This is a genomic window from Massilia sp. Soil_C_3 (assembly GCF_057657035.1).
The window spans coordinates 107,984-128,934 of record NZ_JBDGJG010000008.1; the positions used below are offsets into that span (position 1 = coordinate 107,984).

The window sequence follows — 20,951 nt, forward strand, 5'->3', positions numbered from 1 at the left end:
GAGCCGGAAGGCCTCATCATAGCAGCGCTGCTAGTTCCGGCGGCGGTCGGCCAGGAACTGCTGCGCGCGCGGGTGTTGCGGATGGGCGAAGAATTCCTGCGGCGTGGCCTTCTCCAGGATCTTCCCCTCGGCCATGAACCAGATCCGGTCGGCCACGTCGCGCGCAAAGCCCATTTCGTGGGTCACGCAGACCATGGTCATGCCCTCGCCCGCCAGCGAGCGCATCACCTGCAGCACCTCTCCCACCATCTCCGGGTCGAGCGCACTGGTCGGCTCGTCGAACAGCATGATCGGCGGACGCATGGCCAACGCGCGCGCGATCGCCACCCGCTGCTGCTGGCCGCCCGACAGCGCGTTCGGATAGGCGTCGGCCTTGTGCGCCAGGCCGACCCGCTCGAGCAGCTGCATCGCGTAGTCGCGCGCCTCGAGCTTCGTCGCCCGTTTCAACCTGACCGGCGCCAGCGTGCAGTTTTCGAGCACCGTCAGGTGCGGGAACAGGTTGAAGCTCTGGAACACGAAACCGATGCCGGCGCGCAGCGCATTGGCATCAAAGCCCTTGGCGTGGATGTCGCGGCCGTCGATCTCGATGCGGCCGGCGTCGATTTCTTCCAGCCGGTTGAGGGTGCGGATCAGGGTCGACTTGCCGGAACCGGAAGGCCCGCACACCACCAGCACCTCGTTGTTGTCGACGCGCTCGGTGATGTCCACCAGCGCGTGGTAGTCGCCATAGTATTTATTGACTTTATCGAGAACGATCATCGTTCATGGGCTTTCATGATGCCTGCCCAGCACGCCGTTGCAGGCGCCGCTCGAGCAGGAAGGCCAGCCGGGACAGGCCGAAACACAGGATGAAATAGGTCAGCGCCAGGATGAGGTACACCTCCACCGCCTGGGTGAACACCAGGGTATTGATCTGGGTGGCGATGAACGAGACTTCGGACAGGCCGATGATGTAGCCGAGCGAGGTCGCCTTGATGGTCGAGACCAGCTGGTTGACGATCGACGGCAGGCCATGGCGCAGGGTCTGCGGCAGCACCACGTGACGCAGCGCGGCTCCATAGCCGAGCCCCAGCGAACGGGCGCTTTCCAGCTGCCCTTTGGGCAGCGCACGCATGCCGGCGGCCACGATCTCGGCCAGGTAGACGCTGTCGAACACCACCAGCACCATCAGCATCGTGGTCGCCTGCGAGGTCTTGACGCCGGTGACGGCGGGCAGGAAGAAGTACACCCAGAACAGCACCAGCAGCAGCGGCACGGCGCGCACCACCTGGACCAGACCGGCCACCGGCAGGCTGATGGCGCGATACGGGCTGACGCGGGCGATGCCGAGCAGCAGGCCGAGCGGCATCGCCAGCACCAGCGCCGCGCCCGACAGCAGGATGGTCAGCACCAGGCCACCCAGCGGCCCTTCGGGATATTGGCCGACCAGGAAGTATAGCCAGTAGGTATCGATCAGTTCGAGCATGCGCCGCCTCTCAGGTCGTCGGTACCGGATAACGGCGCTGGAACAGGTGGGCCAGCAGCGAGATCACAAGCGAGACCGTCAGGTAGGCCAGCGTGGCGAAAGTGAACGCCTCCAGGCTGCGAAAGCTGGCCGTTTCCACGCGCGCGGCCTGGTACATCAGTTCGGCGGCGCCGATGACGGTGGCCACGCTGGTGTCCTTCCACAGGTTGACGGTCTGCGACAGCAGCGGCGGCACCGAGGCGCGCAGCGCCTGCGGCAGCAGCACCAGGCGCACCGCGGCCACGCGGCCCAAGCCCAGCGAACGCGCGGCCTCGAGCTGGGTCGCCGGGATGGCGCGGATGCCGCTGCGGATGTCCTCGGCCATGTGCACGCCGGCGTACAGGGCGAGGGCGATGACGGCGCAGACCACTTCGGGATTGTTCGCATACAGGACTTCGCGCGCGCTTTCCGGCAGCAGTTCGGGAAAGGCGAAGTACCAGAACAGCAGGTGCGCCAGCAGCGGCACGTTGCGGATCGCCTCGACGACGGTCGTGCCTAGTGCGCGCAGGGGCGCGAAGGTCGAGGTGCGCATCACCGCCACCAGCGCGCCGAAGGGCAGCGCGAAGGCGAAGCTGATGACGGTCAGCTGGATCGACAGGATGAATCCCTGCACCAGCCAGTCGTGGTACTGGCCGGACTGCAGGATGGTCGGATCGAAGAACAAGACCAGACTCAGATCTGATCGGTATGGATCTTGAAGCCGCGCTTGGCCAGGTTGGTGCGGGTGCCGGGGCCATACCATTTATTGAACAGCTGCTCGGCGGCGCCGCTGCTTTCCAGCTCGCGCAGGGTCTGGTCGACCACCGCCTTCAGGCCCTTCTCGCCCTTGCGCAGGCCGAGCGCGAGCGGCTCGTTGCCGATCGACGGCGCCAGGATCGTGAACCCCTTGGCGGCCGGGCCCAGCTTGCCGTAGTCGGACAGCAGCGAGGATTCGTCGTTGACGTAGGCGACGCCCTTCCCCTGGCGCAGCGCCTGGAAGGCTTGCTGGGTATTTTCGAAGGTCACCACCTCGACGTTCGGCACCGCCTTGCGGATATTCGTTTCCTGGGTGCCGCCGCGCACGGTCAGCACCTTCTTGCCGGCCAGCTGGGGCAAGCCGGTGATGCCGCTGGCCGCGCGCACCATGACCTTGGAGCCGGTCACGAAGTGGGTCAGCGCGAAGTCCACCTGCGATTCGCGCTCCTTGTTGTGGGTGAGCGAAGCGGCCAGGATGTCGACGTGGCCCTGCTGCAGCTCGGGAATGCGGGCGGCGACCGAAATCTGCTTGAACACCGGCTTGACGCCCAGCTTCTTGGCCACCGCATTGGCGACGTCGATCTCGTAACCCACCAGCTGGCGCGATTTCGGGTCGATGAAGCTGTTCGGTTCATCGGTGCCGAGCACGCCGAACACGATCTGTCCCTTCTGCCTGATGTCGGCCAGCTGGTCGGCTTGCGCAAGGCTGGCGGACAAGGAAGCGCCCAGGGCGAAGGTGCTCAGGATGAGGTGACGGCGAGTGATCATTGATGCTCCGGCTACGATGACGATGACGATTGCGATTCCTTCGAGTATAGAACAAACGCTTATATCGAAAAACGACTCATTTGCCATAAGAAAATGTCGAAAAACTCATATAGATCGGCGCCGGCGTTGCTACCCGTGCGCCTTGCGCTGCAAATTGTTGCCATAATTACCTCAACCCGATCGGAGAAGCCATGCTCGTCGTAACCTACAATGTCAATAGCATCAACAGCCGGCTGGACGCCCTCGTCCAGTACCTCGGCGAGCGAGCGCCCGACGTCGTCTGCCTGCAGGAGCTCAAAGCCCCGCAGGACAAATTTCCGCTGCAGGCGATCGAGGACGCCGGCTACCACGCGCTGTGGCACGGCCAGAAAAGCTGGAACGGCGTGGCGATCCTCACGCGCGAGCCGGCGCAAGAGGTCCAGCGCGGCCTGCCGGGCGACGAGACCGACGAACAAAGCCGCTACATCGAGGCCGTCTATAAAGGCATCCTCATCGCGGGTCTCTACCTGCCGAACGGGAATCCGGCCCCCGGCCCCAAGTTCGACTACAAGCTGGCCTGGATGGAGCGCCTGCGCCTGCGCGGCCAGGAGCTGCTGGCACAGGGCATACCGGCCGTGCTGGCGGGCGACTTCAACGTCATCCCCACCGAGCGCGACGTCTACAAGCCGGAGCGCTGGGTCGACGACGCCCTGTTCCGTCCCGAGACGCGCGCCGCCTTCGAACGCCTGATCGAACAGGGCTGGCTCGATTCGCTGCGCGCCATCCACCCGGACGAGACGATCTACACCTTCTGGGATTACTTCCGCAACGCCTTCGGGCGCGACGCCGGCATCCGCATCGATCACCTGCTGCTCAGCCCCAGGCTGCAGCCGGCGCTGAAGGACGCCGGGGTCGACAAGTTCGTGCGCGGCCGCGAAAAGCCGAGCGACCATGCGCCGACCTGGATCGAACTGGACCTGGCGAAGGTCACACCGTAAAAATTTGCGTCTCTTGACCGGCGCTTGCGCAAGACGCCGCAGCGCCCCCACCACCATTGCATAACAAGGAGCACACCATGAAACGACTACTCATCGCCGCCGCCGTCCTGGCCCTGCCGCTGGGCGCCCAGGCAGTCTCGATGCCGGGCTTTTGCGCGCGCGGCATCGGCAGCGCCGAAGCCAAGGTCTGCCAGCATCCCGGCTCGGCCGAATCCGAAGGCCTGGTCTTTGCGCTGTACCGCGCCGCACTCGAAAAACTCGACGCCGGCCCCAGCAAGGAACTGCAGGAGCAGCACACCAAGTGGTGGGACAGCGTCAAGGCGTGCGCCGAGTCCAAGGACATGAACGGCTGCATCAACAACGCCTACGGCACCCGCATCCTGCAGCTGCAGTCGAGCTACAAGCTGGTCAAGACCACCGGCCCGGTCGCCTTCACCTGCAGCGACGGCAGCAAGATCAGCGCCACCTTCCTCGATACCACGCCGGCCTCGATGGTCGCGGTGCGCAACAAGGAAAACGTGCTGCTGCGCGGCGAAAAAACTGCCAGCGGCATCGCCTACGGCAACCGCAGCGAGGAATTCAAGGAACACCAGGGCAAGGTCACCATCAAGTGGGGCGCCAAGGCCAAGGAGCTGAGCTGCAAGAAGTCGTAATCCGGCCGGCAGCGCTGCCGAACTGACCTGCGCGGACGAACATGCGTTAAGCTGTTCGTCCGTTTTCTTTTCCACGTCCCCATGCTCTCGCCCGAACAACTCTTCGGCTTTCTCGCCGCCGCCATCCTGATCACCCTCTCCCCCGGCCCCGACAACCTGATGGTGCTCAGCACCGGCATCGCCAAGGGTCGCCTGCGCGGCATCGCCTTCGGGCTCGGTTGCGCTTTCGGCTGCATCAGCCATACGGTGCTGGCGGTGATCGGGGTCAGCGCGCTGATCGCGGCCTCGCCGACGGCCTTCACCGCGCTCAAGGTGGTGGGCGGGCTGTACCTGATCTGGATGGGATGGGGCGCGATCAGGAGCCGCGGCGGGGCGCGCGTAACGACCGCCGGCGCATCCGACGAGCCGGCCGGACGGCTATTCGTGAAAGGACTGGTGGCCGCGGCCATCAATCCCAAGGTAGTGCTGTTTTTTCTTTCCTTCCTGCCGCAGTTCGTGGTGGCCGCGCGCGGCGACGCCAACCTGCAGATCGGCCTGCTGGGCATCGTGTTCACCCTGCAGGCGGCCGTCATCTTCGGCGCGCTCGGCTATTTTTCGGGCACGATTGGCCAGTGGCTCAACCGCACGCCCACGGCCGGCATGTGGCTGGACCGGATCGCGGGCGCGGTGTTCATCGGACTGGGGCTGCGCCTGATCGTGGCGCGCTGATTCAGGCCGCCGGTTCGTGGATCGGGCAGCGGTTGAACTCCGAGCGGAAGTCACGCGAGACGGCCATCACCTGGCGCCGCGCGCGGTTGACGGCGCCAAGGGGACGGTGCGCGGCCAGGCAGTTCCACTGGTCAAAGGCGGTTTCGTCTTCCAGGCGCTGCGAGCCGGCGTCCCAGCTGGTTTGCGGTGCGAGCGTCACGCGCGCCACCGCGACATAGGGGCTCAGGTCCTGCGGCCAGGCGACCGAGGCATCCTCGATCGGCATCTTGTCGGTATCGACGTTCAGCTGGACCCGCAGTTCCCACTCCCCGCCCCCGGCCGCGAAGTGCGCACGGATCGCTTCGCGCTGGGCGTCGTCCCCGCCCTCGATCGCTGAACCATCCAGCGCCTGCAGGGCCGGCGCCACCGGCGCCAGCGAGAACTTGGCCATGTGCTGGCCGTACAGGTAAGGCGTCTGGCTGAAATAGGTCTCGCCCAGCGGATGGTGTTGCGGCTCGCCGCCCATGGCCTTGAGCGACCCGCTTTCGCCCCCTACCGCCTCGAGCGCCGCCTCGGCGCCGCGCAGCACGGCCGAGACGATCTTCTTGCCGGTTTCGGTGCGGTTGGTGGTGGCCGCCAGCAGCTTGACGTTCTTGAGGAAGGTCTGCGGATCGGGCGCATTGAAGGCCGGGCCGTTCACCATCAGGAAGTCCTGCGAGTTGCCCTGCTTGGCGGCATCGAGGCGTTCGCCCGGCACGTCCAGTACCTTCATGGCGACCGCGCGCGGGGTCGAGACGCCGTCCGGAAGCTGCTCGGCCGGCGGCGACGACCAGCGCAGCAGCACCTCATGGGTGCCGGCCTGGGCGAACAGCCCTTGCGCCAACTGCGGCGGCAGCCCGTCGAGGATGGTCAGCTTGCCGCGCACCAGGGCATGGCCCTTGGCGTGCACGGCGCGATGCGCATGGCCCTCGGCGTCGGCCACCTTCTTGGCCATGTTCGCGAACACGACCTGCAGGGCGTGGATGGTTTCTTCCTCGTCGAGCGCGGAGTATTCGAGGTCGGGACGGTAGGGAATCGGATTGCTGGGGGAAGTCATTGGATGCTCCTCGGAGTGGAGCATCCAATGTAGCGGGGTTCACGACGATGCGATGTTCGCCACTGCACCGAGGCGGCTCACAGCGAGATCGCCACCTGCGCCGCCTGGCCCTTGCGCGCCGGGACCAGCACTTCAAGCAGGTGCTGCTGGGCGTTGAAGATGAAGCCGGCCTCGCGTCCGTCGACTGTCACGCCGCGCGGCTTTGCCTGCACATTGTGGACCTTGAGCGCGAAGGCCCGTTCCTTGGCCACCATCGCCTTGCCGGTCTCGGTCGAAAAGCCGATCTCGAGGCGCTTGTCCGTGAATTTACTGTCGAAGCGTACGATCTCGTACTTGCCCTGCTCATAGGCGCCCGCGGTCTCGCCATCGTCGTCATACAGCTTGCCGTTCGAGGCGCTCACCGATGCATCGTGATAGTAATGCAGGTCGATCTCGCGGCCGGTGTAGTCGCGCGTGGTCTGCATCGCCTTCGCCATCGGCACGAAGGCGCCGGCGCGCACATAGACCGGGATATTGGCCTCGACCGGCTTCACGGTCTCGAGGATGCCGCCCTTGTGCGCCTGGCCGGTATGGAAGTCGAACCACACGCTGCCGCTGTTCGGGAAGTAGACCTCGGCGCGGGTGGCGCCCGGCTGCACGATCGGCGTGACCAGGAAGTCGGGGCCCCACAGATAGGTGGTCGAACGCTCGGCCGGCTGGGCCGCGTCTAGCTCGACGAACATCAGGGGACGCATCAGCGGCATGCCGGTCTGCTCGTTGTCGAAGGCGATGGTGTAGTTATACGGCAGCATCGCATAGCGCAGCCACACCGCTTCGCGCGCCAGCACCTTGGTCCGTTCGGAGCGGAACACCGGCTCGGACGCCACCGCCTCTTGCGCATGCGGACGGAAGATCGGCTGGAACACGCCATACTGCAGCCAGCGCACGTACAGCTCGTCGTCCAGCACCGCGCCGGCGAAACCGCCCAGGTCGGAGTGCATATAGGCCAGGCCCTGCATGCCCATCTGCAGCGAGATCTCCATCTGCGACTGCAGGCCGCCCCAGCTGCGGGCGACGTCGCCCGACCACGGGATCATGCCGAAGCGCTGCGAACCCGAGTAGCCGGCGCGCATCAGGATGAACGGACGCTCGGCCGGGAATTCCTGCTTGTAGCCCTCGGCAATCAGGCGCGCCCAGTCGTGGCCATACACGTTGTGCACCTGGTCGGCCGAGCCGGTGGCGTGCTGCAGATCGGATGGATGGACCTCGGGCTCGCCCAGGTCGCCCCACCAGCCGGTGACGCCGCCCTTCTTGAGGTCGCGGTAGATGCTCCACCACCAGTCGCGGCCTTCCTTCTTGTAGAGGTCGATCAGGCCGGTGTTCCCGAAATAGAAATCGTAGGTGTAGGGCTTGCCCGCCTTGTCGGTGGCCAGCACCTTCTTGTCCACCGCTTCATTCCAGCGCTTTGACGTGGTCAGCACGAACGGTTCGGTGACCACCACCGTCTTGACGCCCTTCTCCTTGAAGTCGGCCATCATTTTCTCGGCGTTGGGGAAGGTGTCGCGGTCCCAGGCCAGGTTGCCCATCGTGCCCTGCACGGTCTTGCCGAACCAGTAGAGGTCGAGGATGACGGCGTCGAGCGGGATCTTCTCTTGCGCGAACCTGTCGACCACGGCGCGCGTCTCGGCCTCGGTCTTGTAGCCGAAGCGGCTGGCGAAGTTGCCGAAGGCCCAGCGCGGCGGCAGCGGCTGGCGGCCGGTCAGACCGGTGTAGCCGGCCATCAGGTGGTCCCAGCTGTCGCCGGCCACGACCTGGTAGGTCTTGCGCCCGCCGATCACTTCGTAGCGCAGGGTGCCGTCCTTGCGGCTGTCGAAATCGAGCCAGCCGATCTGTGGATTGTCGAAGTGGATCGCGTACTTTTTCGACGATAGCGCGACCGGAATCGTGTAGTTGAGCAGCTCGGAGCGCTCGGCATAGCCGTAATGCGCCTTGTTGTAGAGCTGGAAGCGATGGCCGCGGCGGTTCATGCCCACCGCGCGCGCGCCGGCGCCGTACAGGGCCTCGCCGTCTTCGAGCGCGAATTCGATCGTATCATGGCCGTCGGCGCGCCCGAAGCCCCGCTTCTCGGCCACCAGCGGCTTGCCCTTGTACGCATAGCTGATGCGGAAAGGCCGCTTGTCGACCGTCACGCTGATGCCGCCGTCGACGGCATAGGTGATGCGGCCATCTTCGTCGCGGAGCGTGGCCTGCACCTGCACCGGCGCCAGGATCACCGCGTGCGAGGCCGGATCGAAGCGCTCGCCCTTGGGGATGAAGGTGGTCTCGACGATCGTGCTCGAATAGGGCTTGATCAGGTAGCGGCCGTCGTTGGTCGCGATCTCGAGGGTATTCTGGTTGCGCGTCACGCCGGCCAGCTGGCGTTCGGCGTTCTGGGCGTAGGCGAGCGGGCTGGCTGCGAGCGGAATGGCGGCCAGGCTGAGCGCCAGGCGGGCAATCGGGGCTTTGGTCATGTCTTCATTATCGTTGTGGTGAGGTGCAGGCGAGAGCATGACAGAATTCGGCCCGCGCAGACAGTCTTGACGCAAACGAAACGCCCCACGCTGCGCTGGGCAGGCATGGGGCGCTGAAGACAATCTGAAGCTTGCTTCCGACTCTTACTTTGTTCCCAGGGTCAGCTGCATCAGGCGTCCCTGGCCGTCGGCGCGCTCGTTGGTCACCACGATGATGCGGCCGTCCGGATCCTGCATGAGCGCCGAGACCGAAGGCGTGCTGTACTCGTCGTCGGTCTTGCGCTCATAGCCGGGCACCAGGGTCGAGATGTCGGTCCAGGTATTGCCGCCGTCCTTCGACCAGGCCAGGTAGGGCCGGCCGTGCATCTTGTCGAAGCCGCCGACCACCAGGCTCTCCGGCTTGCCCTTGAGCGGCAGGAAGGCGCTGATATAGGGATAGCCCTTGCCGTCCGAGAGCGGCTCGTGGATCACGAACTTGAAGCTGTTTCCATTATCGCCGCTGCGCAGGAGGCCGCCCTCGACGCCGACGAAGACCGTTTGCGTATCCGGCACCGATTCGATGAACTGGACGTTGCGGTTTTCCATCTCGGGCAGCGTGACCGGCAGCTTGTCCTGGCTGGCCAGCGCGCCGCCGTCGCCCGTCAGGCGATAGGCCTCGACGAAGGCCATGTCGAGCGGGCATTCGCCGCCCACCAGCACCCGGTCGCCCAGCACGTGGAACTTGGAGGGATAGCACATCTGCGAATCCTTCGAGCCGCGGATCACCTGCCAGGTATTGCCCTTGTCGTTCGAAGTCAGGAGGTTGTTGCCCGCGCCGGCATTGCTGTACAGGCGGTTATTGGCCTGCTTGAGGTCCTGCATCGACAGGGTCTCGCAGAAGTAGGGATTGCAGGTGCGCAGGTCGCCGTCGCGCGGCACGAAGCTGGCGGTGTTGGCCACCAGGGTGCAGGTCGAATGGCCGTTGCTGGCTTCCGGCGTGTCGGCCCACGGCTGCATCAGCCACATGTCGCCGCCCACCATCTTGAGCTTTGGCGAACGCATGATGAAGTCCCCGACCGGGCCCATGGCGCAGGCGCCCAGGCCTACCGGACTCCAGGTGGAGCTCGCCGACAGCGGCAGCTTCGCGCTCAGGACCGCCGAACCCTCGGTCGCGCTGTTGGCCAGCGACAGGTAGGCGCTGCCGCCATAGAAGGCCACACTATCCATCGCGCGCGCGGTGCTCGATAGCGACTCGAGCTTGGTGGTCACCGGTTCCACCGCAACGGGTGGCGGCGGTGGCGGTGGCGGCGCCTGGTAGTCGTTGCCCGAACCGCCGCAGGCGGCCAGCAGCAGCGCGCAGGCCGCGCCGATGGCGGCGATTGAAGTGTGTCGTTGCATCCGGATCCCCAAATCTGTCATGACGACGGGAGCCTGCATGGCCCCTGTCTGAAAGAGAGAATTCTAGGCAAGGCACCTGCCCGGTGTGGGGGATTATTGTCGACAGAATGTCGTGAATGTGTAAGCGCACTGCATCCGCACGGGGGCGGATGCAGTGCGCGTAAGATGATGCAGCCGGACGATCAGCCGCCCAGGTTCAGGAGCAGCAGCTTGCCCTGCCCCTCTCCAAGTTCGTTCATCGTCACCAGGATGCGGCCCTGCGGATCTTCGAAGATCCCGGTGATCGTCGTGACCGCGCCGCCCGCCGGCGCCTTGCCGTGGTTCGGGGTCAGCTTCGAAATATCGGTCCAGGTCGCGCCGCCGTCCTTCGACCAGGCCAGGTAGGCCAGTTGGGTAGCCTTGTCGAAGCCGCCGATGACCATCGTGTCGGGCTTGCCCTTGAGCGCCAGGAAGGAGCGGATGTACGGATAGTTCTTGGAGCCCGACAGCGGTTCCTGGATCACGAACTTGAAGCTGACGCCATTGTCCTCGCTGCGCAGCAGACCACCCTCGACGCCGATGAACACGCGCTTGGTGTCCGCGACCGATTCGATGAACTGGACGTTGCGGTTCTCGAGCGCCGGCAGGTTCAGCGCCAGCTTGGCTTCGCTGGCCAGCGCGCTGCCGTCGGCATTGAGCTGGTAGGCTTCGACGAAGGCCATGTCGAGCGGGCACTCGCCGCCGACCAGCACCCGGTCGCCCAGCACGTGGAACTTGGTCGGGGTGCACACCATCGAGGCCTTCTGGCCGCGCATCACGGTCCAGGTATTGCCGCCGTTGTTCGAGGTGAACAGGTTCACGCCCGCGCCCGGATTGCTGTACAACCGTTTGCCGTGCAGCTTGACGTCCTGCATCGACAGGGTTTCGCAGAAGCCCCCGGTGCAGACCCGCAGGTCCTGGTCGCGCGGCACGAAGCTTGAACTGCTCGCCATCAGGGTGCAGGTCGAACTCTCGTTCTTCGATTCCGGCAGGTCGGCCCACGGCTGCATCAGCCACATGTCGTCGCCCACCATCTTGAGCTTCGGCGCGCGCACGATGAAGTCACCCTGCTTGCCCATCGCGCAGGCACCCAGCGGAACCGGGGTCCAGTTCGAGGCGCTGCTGACCGGCAGCGTCGCTTTCAGCACGGCCGAGCCTTCGGTCTTGCTGTTGGACAGCGACAGATAGGCGCTGCCGCCGTGGTAGGCGACGCTTTCCATGCCGCGCGCGGTGCTGGTGAGGGTGGTGATGGTGGTCGCCGCCGGCGGCGGCTGGACCACGACTGGCGGCTTGGCGTCGTCGTCGTCCGAACCGCCGCAGCCTGCCAGCAGCAGCGCGCAGCTCATGGCCATGGCGGTGAATTTGATGTGGTGATGCATGCGTGTCCCCTGGGTGGTCGTTTTAACCAGGGGAATTCTAGGCAAGCGGCTACGCGGGTTTTCGGGTTTATTGTCGGCGGAATGTCGCGAAAGTGTAAAGACGGCTCAGCGCAGATACGGCACCACGTTGCGCGCCACGCGCGCCGTCTCGGCTTCTTCCAGCGGCAGGCGCAGGAACGCCTGCCAGCCATCCGACTCCTCGTTGTCGCCGCGCGCGTCCGAACCGTACAGCACCCGGTCCAGGCCCAGCTGGCGCAGGCGCCGCACCAGGCGGCGCGCCTCGTCGGCCGGCAGGTCGGCCTGCACCACCGCCGCCACGTCGAACCAGACCTGGCGCATGCGCGGATCCTGGCGCGCGGCCGCTTCGGCCAGCACGGCCAGCGCCTCGCGCGCCGGCGTATCGCCGAAGCCGGGACCGTTGCCGGCCAGGTGCGATACCTGTACCGGCACGTCGGGCGCATACGGCAGCACCTGCTCCAGCAGCACGCGCGCCTGCGCGGCGCCATACGGCCGTCCGAGCACACGTGAAGCGCGCATGTCCATCACGATCGCCATGCCGCGCGCATTGGCTGCGCGGAATACCTGGCGCAGGCGCTCGACGTGGCCGGGCTGGTCGAGCTGGACGTCGGACGCCGCGAAATCGAGCTTGATGCCGCGCCCGAAGCCGGGGCTGGTGGCGCAGCGTCCCAGTTCGAGCAGCGCATAGTCCTTGAGCGGATTGAAGCTGCACAGGGCCACCAGGCGTTCTGGATGGCGCGCGGCCTGGGCCGCGACCCAGTCGTTCTCGGCGCGCACGCGGGCGTATTCGTGGTCGATGGCGCGCGCCGGCAGGCCATAGGCATAGGCCGCCGACAGCACCGCCGCGCGCCCGATGCCGGCCGCGTCCAGCTGCGCCACCAGCGCGTCGGCGTCGACCGGCGCCAGCGCGATCGAGGACGACATCCAGGCCGCCGCTGCGGGGCTGAACAGGTGCTGATGGTGATCGGCGGCCGGCCGCAGTTGCACCGGGGCCTCGCCCGCGCAAGCCGGACCGGAAGCCGCCACGGCCATGGCGGCGCAGAAGATGGCGCCGGTGGTGATGCTCAATCGCCTCATTCGAACCTCGGTGTCTGGAAACCCGGACCATGTTAGCGCAATGGCACCACCCGCTGTCAAGGCTGCGGATTCCATTCGAATGGCATAGAATCATCCGTTTTGCGCCGGCCTTGCCCGGCGCCGTTGTCAAAGGAATCATATGCAGCAGCAGCCGAACCTCGGGTCCGGGCTTCCAGTCAGCCAGACCCGCTCCTTCCTCACCGTGGCCCTGATCGAGTTGTGGGAGCGCTTCGGCTACTACGGCATGCAGGCGCTGATCGTCTACTTCATGGTGCAGCGCCTGGGCTTCGACGACACCCGCGCCACCCTCGTGTGGGGCGCCGCGGCGGCCCTGATCTACGTGGCCCCGGCCATCGGCGGCTGGATCGGCGACAAGGTGCTCGGCACCCGCCGCTGCATGATCATCGGCGCCATCATCCTGTCGCTGGGCTATGCCCTGATGGGCATCCCGGTCAGCGGCACCTGGCTGACCTTCGTGGCGCTGGGCGTGATCGTGGTCGGCAACGGCCTGTTCAAGCCCAACACCGCCAACCTGGTGCGCAAGATCTACGAAGGCGACGACGCCAGGATCGACAGCGCCTTCACGATCTACTACATGGCGGTCAACGTCGGTTCGACCGTGTCGATGCTGGCCACGCCGGCGATCAAGGACCATTTCAACGCCACCTCCGGCGGTGACCTGGGCTGGCATATGGCGTTCGCCTTCTGTAGCGTCGGCCTTTGGGTTGGCCTGCTCACGGTCGGCGTGCTGCGCCGGACCGTGAACCATATCGGCTCGCCGCCGGACGAGCTGCCGCTGAACTGGGGCAAGCTGGCGCTGGTACTGGCCGGCGGCGTGCTCACCGTGATCGCCTCGACCTTCATCCTCGAATACCAGTGGCTGGCGCGCCTGTTCGTCTACGTCGCCGGCCTGGTGGTGCTGGGCATCTTCATCCACCTGATCCGCACCAGCCAGGCCAGCGAGCGCGCCGGCCTGGTGGCGGCGCTGGTGCTGACCCTGCAGACGGTGTTCTTCTTCATCTTCTACCAGCAGATGTCGACCTCACTGTCGCTGTTCGCCCTGCGCAACGTCGACCTCGATTTCAGCCTGTTCGGCAGCCACCTGTTCACCTGGTCGCCGGCCCAGTTCCAGGCGCTCAACGCGATCTGGATCATGATCCTCTCCCCGGTGCTGGCCTGGATCTACACGCGTTCCAGCGGCAGCCGCCTGGACCTGTCGATCGCCGCCAAGTTCGCGCTCGGCTTCGCGGTTGTCGCCGCCGGCTTCTTCACCTACGGCTTCGCCGGCGCCTTCGCCGTGAATGGCCTGACCTCGTCGTGGATCATGATCGCGGGCTACGGCCTGTATTCGCTGGGCGAGTTGCTGGTAAGCGGCCTGGGGCTGGCGATGATCGCGCGCTACGTACCGGCGCGCATGGGCGGCTTCATGATGGGCGCCTATTTCGTCGCGGTCGGCATCTCGCAATACCTGGGCGGCCTGGTGGCCACCATGGCCAGCGTGCCGGCAGGGATGACGGATCCGCTGCAGACGCTGCCGATCTATACGAGCCTGTTCAACAAGCTGGGACTGGCGGCCATCGCCTGTACCTTCATCGCGCTGGCCGCCCTGCCCTTGATGCGGCGCCTGACCGCTGCGCATCACGCCCACGCGTAAGGGCGGCTTCCAGTAAGATGGCAGGGACTTCCACTCCCTGCCATCCAGCATGTCTCTCATCATTCCCAACCGCCAGCTCCAGCTCGCCCAACGCGTGCACGCGATCGAACCGTTCCGCGTCATGGAGATGGTCAAGGCCGCCGGCGAACTGAAACGCGCCGGCCACGACGTCATCAGCATGAGCGTCGGCGAGCCCGATTTCACCGCGCCCGACATCGTGGCCAACGCTGCGATGGAAGCGATCCGCGGCGGCGTCACCCAGTACACCGAATCGCTGGGCCTGCACGAACTGCGCGCGGCGATCTCGGGCCACTACGCCGCGACCCAGGGCCTGGACATCGACCCGCGCCGCATCGTGATCACTGCCGGCGCCTCGGCCGGCCTGCTGCTGGCCTGCGCCGCGCTGGTATCCGAAGGCGACGAAGTCCTGATGCCCGACCCGTCCTATCCATGCAACCGCCATTTCGTGGCCAGCTTCGGGGGCCGGCCGGTGCTGGTGCCTTCCTCGCACGAAGACCGTTACCAGCTCGGCGCCCACCACGTGGCCGACCTTTGGCGCGAACGCACGCGCGGCGTGTTGGTGGCCTCGCCATCGAATCCGACCGGCACCTCGATGACCCCTGACCAGTTGGGCGAGATGCTGGCGGCGGTGCGCGCGAGAGACGGCTTCACCATCGTCGACGAGATCTACCAGGGCCTGTCCTATGACCACCTGCCGATGAGCGCACTCGCGCTCGACCCCGACGTGATCACGGTGAACAGCTTCTCCAAGTATTTCAATATGACCGGCTGGCGCCTGGGCTGGCTGGTGGTGCCCGACAGCCTGGTGCCGACCTTCGAGAAGCTTGCCCAGAACCTGTTCATCTGCGCGCCGACCGTGGCCCAGCATGCGGCCCTGGCCTGCTTCGCGCCAGAGGCGCTGGCGATCTTCGAGGAGCGCCGGCGCGAGTTCCAGCGCCGCCGCGACTACCTGGTGCCGGCGCTGCGCGAACTCGGCTTCGGGGTGCCGGTGATGCCGGACGGCGCCTTCTACGTGTACGCCGACATCGACCGCGTAGCGCACCCGCTGCGTGACGACAGCGCGGCGTTCAGCATGGCGGTGTTGCACGACGCGCACGTGGCGATCGTGCCGGGTGACGATTTCGGGGTGGCGGCGCCGCAGCGCCATGTGCGGTTTTCGTATGCGACGAAGTACGAGCGGATCGAGGAAGCGGTGGCGCGGCTGCGGCGTTCGTTTGCCTGACCTGTCTTGGCCGCTATGGCGTAGGGTCGGCGCCTTTGCCGCCGACCCTACGTCAGGCCCGCCAGCAGCTCGATCAGCACGGCCGGCGCCACCGGCTTGACCAGGTAGCGGTCGAAGCCAGCCGCCAGCGCGCGTTCGCGGTCTTGCGGCTGGCCGTAGCCCGACAGGGCGATCGTCAGCGGGCGCGTGCCCGTGTCCGCCCCCGCGGCGCGCAGGCGCGCCATCAACTCCAGGCCGTCCAGGCCCGGCAGGCCGATATCGCACACGACCGCGTCGAAGCGCCCTTCCAGCGCCAGCGCCAGGCCGGCGTGGCCGTCGCCGGCGATGTCTACCTGGTGGCCTTCGACTTCGAGCAGCATGCGCAGCACGTCGGACGCGTCGGCATTGTCTTCCACGATCAGGATCCGGCGCCTGACGCCGGCAACCGGCGCGGCGCTGTCTGCGACGCCGCTGGGCGCCGTGGCGCTCGACAGCGGCAGCGACACCGTGAAGGTGCTGCCCTGCCCCAGCCCCGGGCTGGCGGCGCCGACGCTGCCGCCATGCATGGTGACCAGGTTGCGCACCACGTTCAGCCCGACCCCGAGCCCGCCCTCCGAGCGCGCCAGCGTGCGCGGCCCCTGGGTGAACAGGTCGAAGGCGCGGCCGATGGTCTCAATGGACATGCCGGAACCGTTATCGTCGATGGTGACCGTAACAAAGCCATCGGCGATCACCTGGGCCGCGACCGCGATGCGGCCGCCATCCTGGGTGTATTTCGAGGCATTGTTGAGCAGATTGGTGAACACCTGGGTCAGGCGCACCCGGTCGCCATCGACCACCAGGGCATCGGCGACCGAGGCGATCGCCAGCTCCTGGCCGCGCTCGCGCGCGCGCGGCATGATGGTCTCTGCCGCATGCTCGATCAGCTCGGCCAGCCGCAGCGGCTCGATCGCGAGCGTGATCTTGCCGCTGCTCAGGCGGGCGGCATCGAGCAGGTCGTCCAGCAGGCGCGCCATATGGCCCACCTGGCGCTGGATCACGCCGGTCAGGCGCTCCAGGGTGGTCGTGTTCACCGGCGAGCGCTCGAGCAGGCTGGCCGACACATTGATCGGCACCAGGGGATTGCGCAGCTCGTGCGCCAGCATGGCGAGGAATTCGTTCTGGCGGCGATTGGTTTCCTCGGCGTCGTCGCGCGAAGTCTGGGCGTCGACAGCGGCCAGCACCAGGTGCTCGTTGGCCTCGCGCAGGCTCGCCGTCAGCGCAAGGCTGGCCGCGAGATCGCTGCGCAGCTGGCTGTTCTCGAGTTCCAGCGCCGCCAGGCGGAGCGCCAGGGTGCCGTCGTCAATGCCTGGAGTCGCCGCCATCCGATTCATTCAGGGTGTCCCGCGCGAGATGGGCAGGCCGTGCAGCACCCCTTCGTATTCGGTCGCGATCGGCTCGATATGGATGCCATCGTCACCGACGTGGAATTCGCGCAGGTCGGTGCTGTGGGCGCTGCCGCGCACCTTGACCACCGAGATGAAGCGGCGCAGCTGGCCGCCGCTCTCGCCGAAACGCATCAGCACGATGGCGTCGGTGAGATAGGCGATGTCGGCCTGGCCAAACCTGAGCTGCGTGAAGTCGTCGTCCAGGCCCATCGTCACCAGCACGCTCACGCCACGCTTGGCCAGCGAGGACAGCATCTGGAACACGGTCGAGCGCAGCTGGTTGCGGCCTTCCGGCGCCAGGTACAGGGCCAGCTCGGACAGCGAATCGACCACCACCCGGCGCGCCCCGGTGCGGTCGATCGCCTCGTTCATCTCGTCGAGCAGCTCATCGACCGTGAGGTCGATCTTGCGGCTCTCGACCATCTGCACGTCGCCGTTGGCCACCAGCTCGGCCAGCTCGGCGTTGCGCAGGCGCGAGGCGCCTTTTTCGAACGAGACCGCGATGCCTTTCTCGCCCAGCCGCGCGCCCTCTTGCAGGAAACGGGTGCCGAGGATGGTCTTGCCGCAGCCGCTGGGGCCCGACACCAGCAGCGAGTGGCCTTGCGGCAGGCCGCCGTGGAGCAGCGCATCGAGATCGGGCGTGCCGGTCGGGATGCGTCGCGTCTCGCGGTCGACGCGCGCGCCCTGGTGGTGGTCGGCCGCCAGCGGCGGCAGGATGCGCGGGTAGACACGGATACCGTCGTCGGTGATGCGGAAGGTGTGCGAGCCGCCAAGGTGGGCCTGGCCGCGCATCTTCACGACGCGCATCTTGCGCACCACCGAGTTGTCATCATGGACCGGGGTCAGCGAAATCATGCCGTCGGCCACTGTCATGATCGGGCTGGCCTCGGCGTCGCCATGCAGGTATTCGCCGATCAGGAAGGTGGTGGCCTGCCAGCTCGTCATGCGGGTGCCGAGGTCCTGGATGAAGTGCTGCAGGTCGGCCACGCCTTCGTTGCCGGCACGCGCCGTCTGCGCCACCGAGCGGAAGGAATCGACGAACACCAGGCTCGGCGAGAAATCCTCGACCTCTTTCATCAGGCGCGCCAGCACGCCGCTGAAGTCGCCGGTGCGCAGGTCTTCGGCCAGGTTGACGTAGCGCACGCAGTTGCCGACCATGTCCATGTCGAAGAAGGAGTACTGCTGCTGGTAGCGCAGCATCTTGAGGGGCGGTTCGCCCAGCACGGTGAAGAACAGGGCGCGGCGCTCGTTGCTGGCCAGCGAAAACATGATCTGGTGGGCGAGCGTGGTCTTGCCCGATCCAGGCGGCCCGGCGATCAGGTTGAAGGAAAATTCGCTCAGCCCTCCCCCCAGGAGAACATCGAGCCCTTGCACGCCCGTGCTCAGCTTTCCAAGGGATACTTTATCGCTCATTACTTGTGCTCCTGTGCATTCTTCTCTTCCCCGTCACGCGCCGCGGCATCGAGCAGGCGCCGCGCGAGCGCTTGGCCGATCAGCGACGCCAGCAGCTCGGTAAACGTCTTGAGCAGTGCCGCGTGCGCGGCTTGTGCGTGGTCGGGTGCCACGCTGGCGAGCAGCTCGTCCAGCGCGGTGATTTGGGAGTCGCGGGTCTTGCATGGCGGCGCCTCGGCCAGCCATTTGAATTCAGGCCCGACCAGACGGCAGGCCCGTCCATACAGCGCGCAAAAGCCGCTGTCCCCGATGAGCGGGCCCAACTGGTCGGCCAGGCGCCGCCAGGACTGGATGAGCTGGATATGCTCTTCAGAACGCCCGGGGCCGCCCTTACTCGTCATCATGTCTAGGTTGAATAACAATTGCTGCCGTTGTCTTCATGAAAGGTCCATGCACACTCTCGCGCGGATTCGTCGTGCGCTCGCGCGGCGATAGGTTGATGAACATTATATCTTGGCTTCCGTCCATTCCCTGGCGATCCGGCGATTAAAGTTGCAGCGCACCATGCTTCCAGCACAAGTATTTACGATACAAAACATGCGGTAGGCATGTGGCTGTTTCCCCGCTAAGATGTGTATCGCCGAGCAATAATGCTCTTTATCAAGCAGGGGATCAATGAAAATAAGCAAGCTGGGCGCCACCGTCTCGATGGCCGCCGTCGTGATGGGTCTGGCATTCGCGCCGACGGCCATGGCCGCAACGAGCGCACCCGCGGCCGATGCGAATACAACCGCGGCCGCGGCCGACGCGCGCTTCAAGGACATCTATACCAAGGAGTGGAAGTGGCGCATCGCCGAGCGCCTGGCGCGCGACGAGAACGCACCCAACGCGAGCCCGGGATACGCGCGGGTCGACGCCGCGGCGCAGGAAGCGCGCCGCGTCTACTGGGCCGGCATCCTCAAGGAACTCGATGCGATCGCACCAGGCGCGCTCTCGCCCGCAGAACGCATCAACTTCGCCGTCTACCGCGCCCAGATCGCCTCCCTGCATGACGCCCAGCGCTTTCGCGAATACGAGCAGCCGGTCAACGCCGACACCGCGTTCTGGTCCGACGTTGCTTATGCGGCGCGCCGCTCGCTCAAGAGCGCCGACGAGTACCGCAACTACCTGGCACTGCTCGAGGGCCTGCCCGGCTACTTCGACCAGGAGCTGGACAATATGCGCGCCGGCCTGGCGCGCGGCTTCACCCCGCCGAAGGTCACCCTGGCCGGCCGCGAAGGCACCCTGACCTCGGTGACCGGGGCCAAGACGCCGCAGGACGTCGTGTTCTACAACCCGTTCAGGCAGATGCCGGCCACGATGCCGGTCGCCGAGCAGGAAGCGCTGCGCGCGCAGGCCGTGGCCCTCATCCGGGACAAGATACAGCCGGCCTACGCCAAGGCGCTGGCCTACTTCCGCGACGAGTACGTGCCGAAGGCGCGCACCACGCTGGCGGCCCAGGACATGCCGGGCGGGAAAGCATACTACCAGTCGAAGATCGTGGAATTCACCACGACGGCCATGACGGCCGACCAGATCCACGCGGTCGGCCTGGCCGAGATGGCGAAGATCCGCGCCGAGATGCACGACGTGATGAAGCAGGTCGGCTTCAAGGGCGACCTGCAGGCCTTCCTGCATTTCCTGCGCACCGATCCGCAGTTCTATGCGAAGACGCCGCAGGAGCTGCTTAAGAGCGCGGCCTGGACCTCCAAGAAGTTCGACGCCAAGGCCGACCAGTTCTTCGGCCACCTGCCGCGCCGCCGCTTCGCGATCGTGCCGGTGCCGGACGACCAGGCGCCGTTCTGGACCGCGGGCCGCGGCGGCCCGGGCACCTATTGGGTGAACACGTATAACCTGCCGGCCCGACCTCTCTACAGCCTGCCGGCCCTGACCCTGCACGAGTCGGCGCCGGGCCACGCCTTCCAGATCCCTCTGGCGCAGGAACAGAAAGGCGTGCCGCCGTTCCGCCGCGCCTATATCTCGGCCTATGGCGAAGGCTGGGCGCTGTACACCGAGCGGCTGGGCACCGAGATGGATATCTACGAGACCCCGTACGAGGTCTTCGGCATGCTCAGCTACCAGGCCTGGCGCGCCTCGCGCCTGGTGGTCGACACCGGTGTGCACGCCAAGGGCTGGACCCGCGAGCAGGCGCAGAACTACCTGCTGCAGAACACCGCGCTGTCGAAGCACGAGGTGGAGACCGAAGTCGACCGCTACATCTCGTGGCCGGGCCAGGCGTTGTCGTACTACCTGGGCCAGATGGCGATCCAGGAAGCGCGCGCCCGGGCCGAGAAGGCGCTCGGATCGAAGTTCGACATCCGCAACTTCCACGACACCGTGCTGCACGTGGGCTCGGTGCCGCTGCCGGTGCTGCAGCAGCGGATCGATCAGTTCATTGCGGATGGCGGGCCGAGCCCGTATCCGAAAGAAGGCTAATTT

General features: G+C 66.3%; 18 protein-coding genes. 6 read left to right on the forward strand and 12 right to left on the reverse strand.

Annotated elements, in window-relative coordinates:
- Positions 1-30: 30 nt before the first annotated feature.
- From AC3A6F_RS17665 to AC3A6F_RS17680, 4 genes are read right to left on the reverse strand one after another with little or no spacing between them, the layout of a single operon-like run.
- Complete coding sequence (locus tag AC3A6F_RS17665; RefSeq protein ID WP_487682982.1) at positions 31-759, reverse strand: amino acid ABC transporter ATP-binding protein; 729 nt, start codon at positions 757-759, stop codon at positions 31-33.
- A 13-nt stretch (positions 760-772) separates the two neighbouring features.
- The gene (locus AC3A6F_RS17670) at positions 773-1,465 is read right to left on the reverse strand and encodes an amino acid ABC transporter permease (RefSeq protein ID WP_487682984.1); all 693 of its coding nucleotides are present in this window, start codon (positions 1,463-1,465) and stop codon (positions 773-775) included.
- A gap of 10 nt (positions 1,466-1,475) precedes the next feature.
- Complete coding sequence (locus AC3A6F_RS17675) at positions 1,476-2,168, reverse strand: amino acid ABC transporter permease (protein ID WP_487682985.1); 693 nt, start codon at positions 2,166-2,168, stop codon at positions 1,476-1,478.
- 8 nt (positions 2,169-2,176) lie between these two features.
- Entirely contained in the window at positions 2,177-3,007 is an 831-nt protein-coding gene (locus AC3A6F_RS17680; RefSeq protein ID WP_487682987.1) for an ABC transporter substrate-binding protein, read from the reverse strand.
- A gap of 191 nt (positions 3,008-3,198) precedes the next feature.
- Between AC3A6F_RS17680 and xth the strand changes: the two genes are divergently transcribed.
- The 3 genes from xth (at position 3,199) to AC3A6F_RS17695 (ending at position 5,345) form a co-directional block, all read left to right on the forward strand.
- Positions 3,199-3,984, forward strand: coding sequence for an exodeoxyribonuclease III (xth, locus tag AC3A6F_RS17685; RefSeq protein ID WP_487682989.1), 786 nt, complete (start codon positions 3,199-3,201; stop codon positions 3,982-3,984).
- A 77-nt stretch (positions 3,985-4,061) separates the two neighbouring features.
- On the forward strand, positions 4,062-4,637 hold the full coding sequence (locus AC3A6F_RS17690) for an MliC family protein (protein ID WP_487682991.1): 576 nt from the start codon (positions 4,062-4,064) through the stop codon (positions 4,635-4,637).
- An 81-nt stretch (positions 4,638-4,718) separates the two neighbouring features.
- Positions 4,719-5,345 (forward strand): LysE family translocator, encoded by a 627-nt coding sequence (locus AC3A6F_RS17695; protein ID WP_487682993.1) that lies wholly within the window; start codon positions 4,719-4,721, stop codon positions 5,343-5,345.
- A gap of 1 nt (position 5,346) precedes the next feature.
- Here the strand turns inward: AC3A6F_RS17695 and AC3A6F_RS17700 are convergent, their stop codons facing one another.
- From AC3A6F_RS17700 to AC3A6F_RS17720, 5 genes are all read right to left on the reverse strand, one after another.
- Positions 5,347-6,420, reverse strand: coding sequence for a catalase family protein (locus tag AC3A6F_RS17700; RefSeq protein ID WP_487682995.1), 1,074 nt, complete (start codon positions 6,418-6,420; stop codon positions 5,347-5,349).
- A gap of 77 nt (positions 6,421-6,497) precedes the next feature.
- Positions 6,498-8,909 carry a glycoside hydrolase family 31 protein gene (locus tag AC3A6F_RS17705; RefSeq protein ID WP_487682997.1) on the reverse strand — a complete coding sequence of 804 codons (2,412 nt, stop codon included), beginning with the start codon at positions 8,907-8,909 and terminating at the stop codon, positions 6,498-6,500.
- 144 nt (positions 8,910-9,053) lie between these two features.
- Positions 9,054-10,286 (reverse strand): beta propeller repeat protein, encoded by a 1,233-nt coding sequence (locus AC3A6F_RS17710; RefSeq protein WP_487682999.1) that lies wholly within the window; start codon positions 10,284-10,286, stop codon positions 9,054-9,056.
- Positions 10,287-10,468: 182 nt separating this feature from the next.
- The gene (locus AC3A6F_RS17715; RefSeq protein WP_487683001.1) at positions 10,469-11,683 is read right to left on the reverse strand and encodes a beta propeller repeat protein; all 1,215 of its coding nucleotides are present in this window, start codon (positions 11,681-11,683) and stop codon (positions 10,469-10,471) included.
- Positions 11,684-11,788: 105 nt separating this feature from the next.
- Positions 11,789-12,778 carry an amidohydrolase family protein gene (locus AC3A6F_RS17720; RefSeq protein WP_487683003.1) on the reverse strand — a complete coding sequence of 330 codons (990 nt, stop codon included), beginning with the start codon at positions 12,776-12,778 and terminating at the stop codon, positions 11,789-11,791.
- Positions 12,779-12,917: 139 nt separating this feature from the next.
- On the opposite strand from AC3A6F_RS17720, the gene AC3A6F_RS17725 reads away from it, so the two are divergent.
- Positions 12,918-14,432 carry a peptide MFS transporter gene (locus AC3A6F_RS17725; RefSeq protein ID WP_487683005.1) on the forward strand — a complete coding sequence of 505 codons (1,515 nt, stop codon included), beginning with the start codon at positions 12,918-12,920 and terminating at the stop codon, positions 14,430-14,432.
- A 49-nt stretch (positions 14,433-14,481) separates the two neighbouring features.
- On the forward strand, positions 14,482-15,675 hold the full coding sequence (locus AC3A6F_RS17730; RefSeq protein ID WP_487683007.1) for a pyridoxal phosphate-dependent aminotransferase: 1,194 nt from the start codon (positions 14,482-14,484) through the stop codon (positions 15,673-15,675).
- A gap of 47 nt (positions 15,676-15,722) precedes the next feature.
- Here the strand turns inward: AC3A6F_RS17730 and AC3A6F_RS17735 are convergent, their stop codons facing one another.
- The 3 genes from AC3A6F_RS17735 to AC3A6F_RS17745 are packed head-to-tail and all read right to left on the reverse strand — an operon-like array spanning position 15,723 to position 18,877.
- Positions 15,723-17,018 (reverse strand): hybrid sensor histidine kinase/response regulator, encoded by a 1,296-nt coding sequence (locus AC3A6F_RS17735; RefSeq protein WP_487683009.1) that lies wholly within the window; start codon positions 17,016-17,018, stop codon positions 15,723-15,725.
- A 9-nt stretch (positions 17,019-17,027) separates the two neighbouring features.
- A complete protein-coding gene (locus tag AC3A6F_RS17740; protein WP_487683011.1) occupies positions 17,028-18,494 on the reverse strand; it encodes an ATPase domain-containing protein in 1,467 nt (488 codons plus the stop codon).
- The gene (locus tag AC3A6F_RS17745; protein ID WP_487683013.1) at positions 18,494-18,877 is read right to left on the reverse strand and encodes a hypothetical protein; all 384 of its coding nucleotides are present in this window, start codon (positions 18,875-18,877) and stop codon (positions 18,494-18,496) included. The genes AC3A6F_RS17740 and AC3A6F_RS17745 overlap by 1 nt, the downstream gene beginning before the upstream one ends.
- Positions 18,878-19,148: 271 nt before the next feature.
- On the opposite strand from AC3A6F_RS17745, the gene AC3A6F_RS17750 reads away from it, so the two are divergent.
- The gene (locus AC3A6F_RS17750; protein WP_487683015.1) at positions 19,149-20,948 is read left to right on the forward strand and encodes a DUF885 domain-containing protein; all 1,800 of its coding nucleotides are present in this window, start codon (positions 19,149-19,151) and stop codon (positions 20,946-20,948) included.
- Positions 20,949-20,951: the final 3 nt, after the last annotated feature.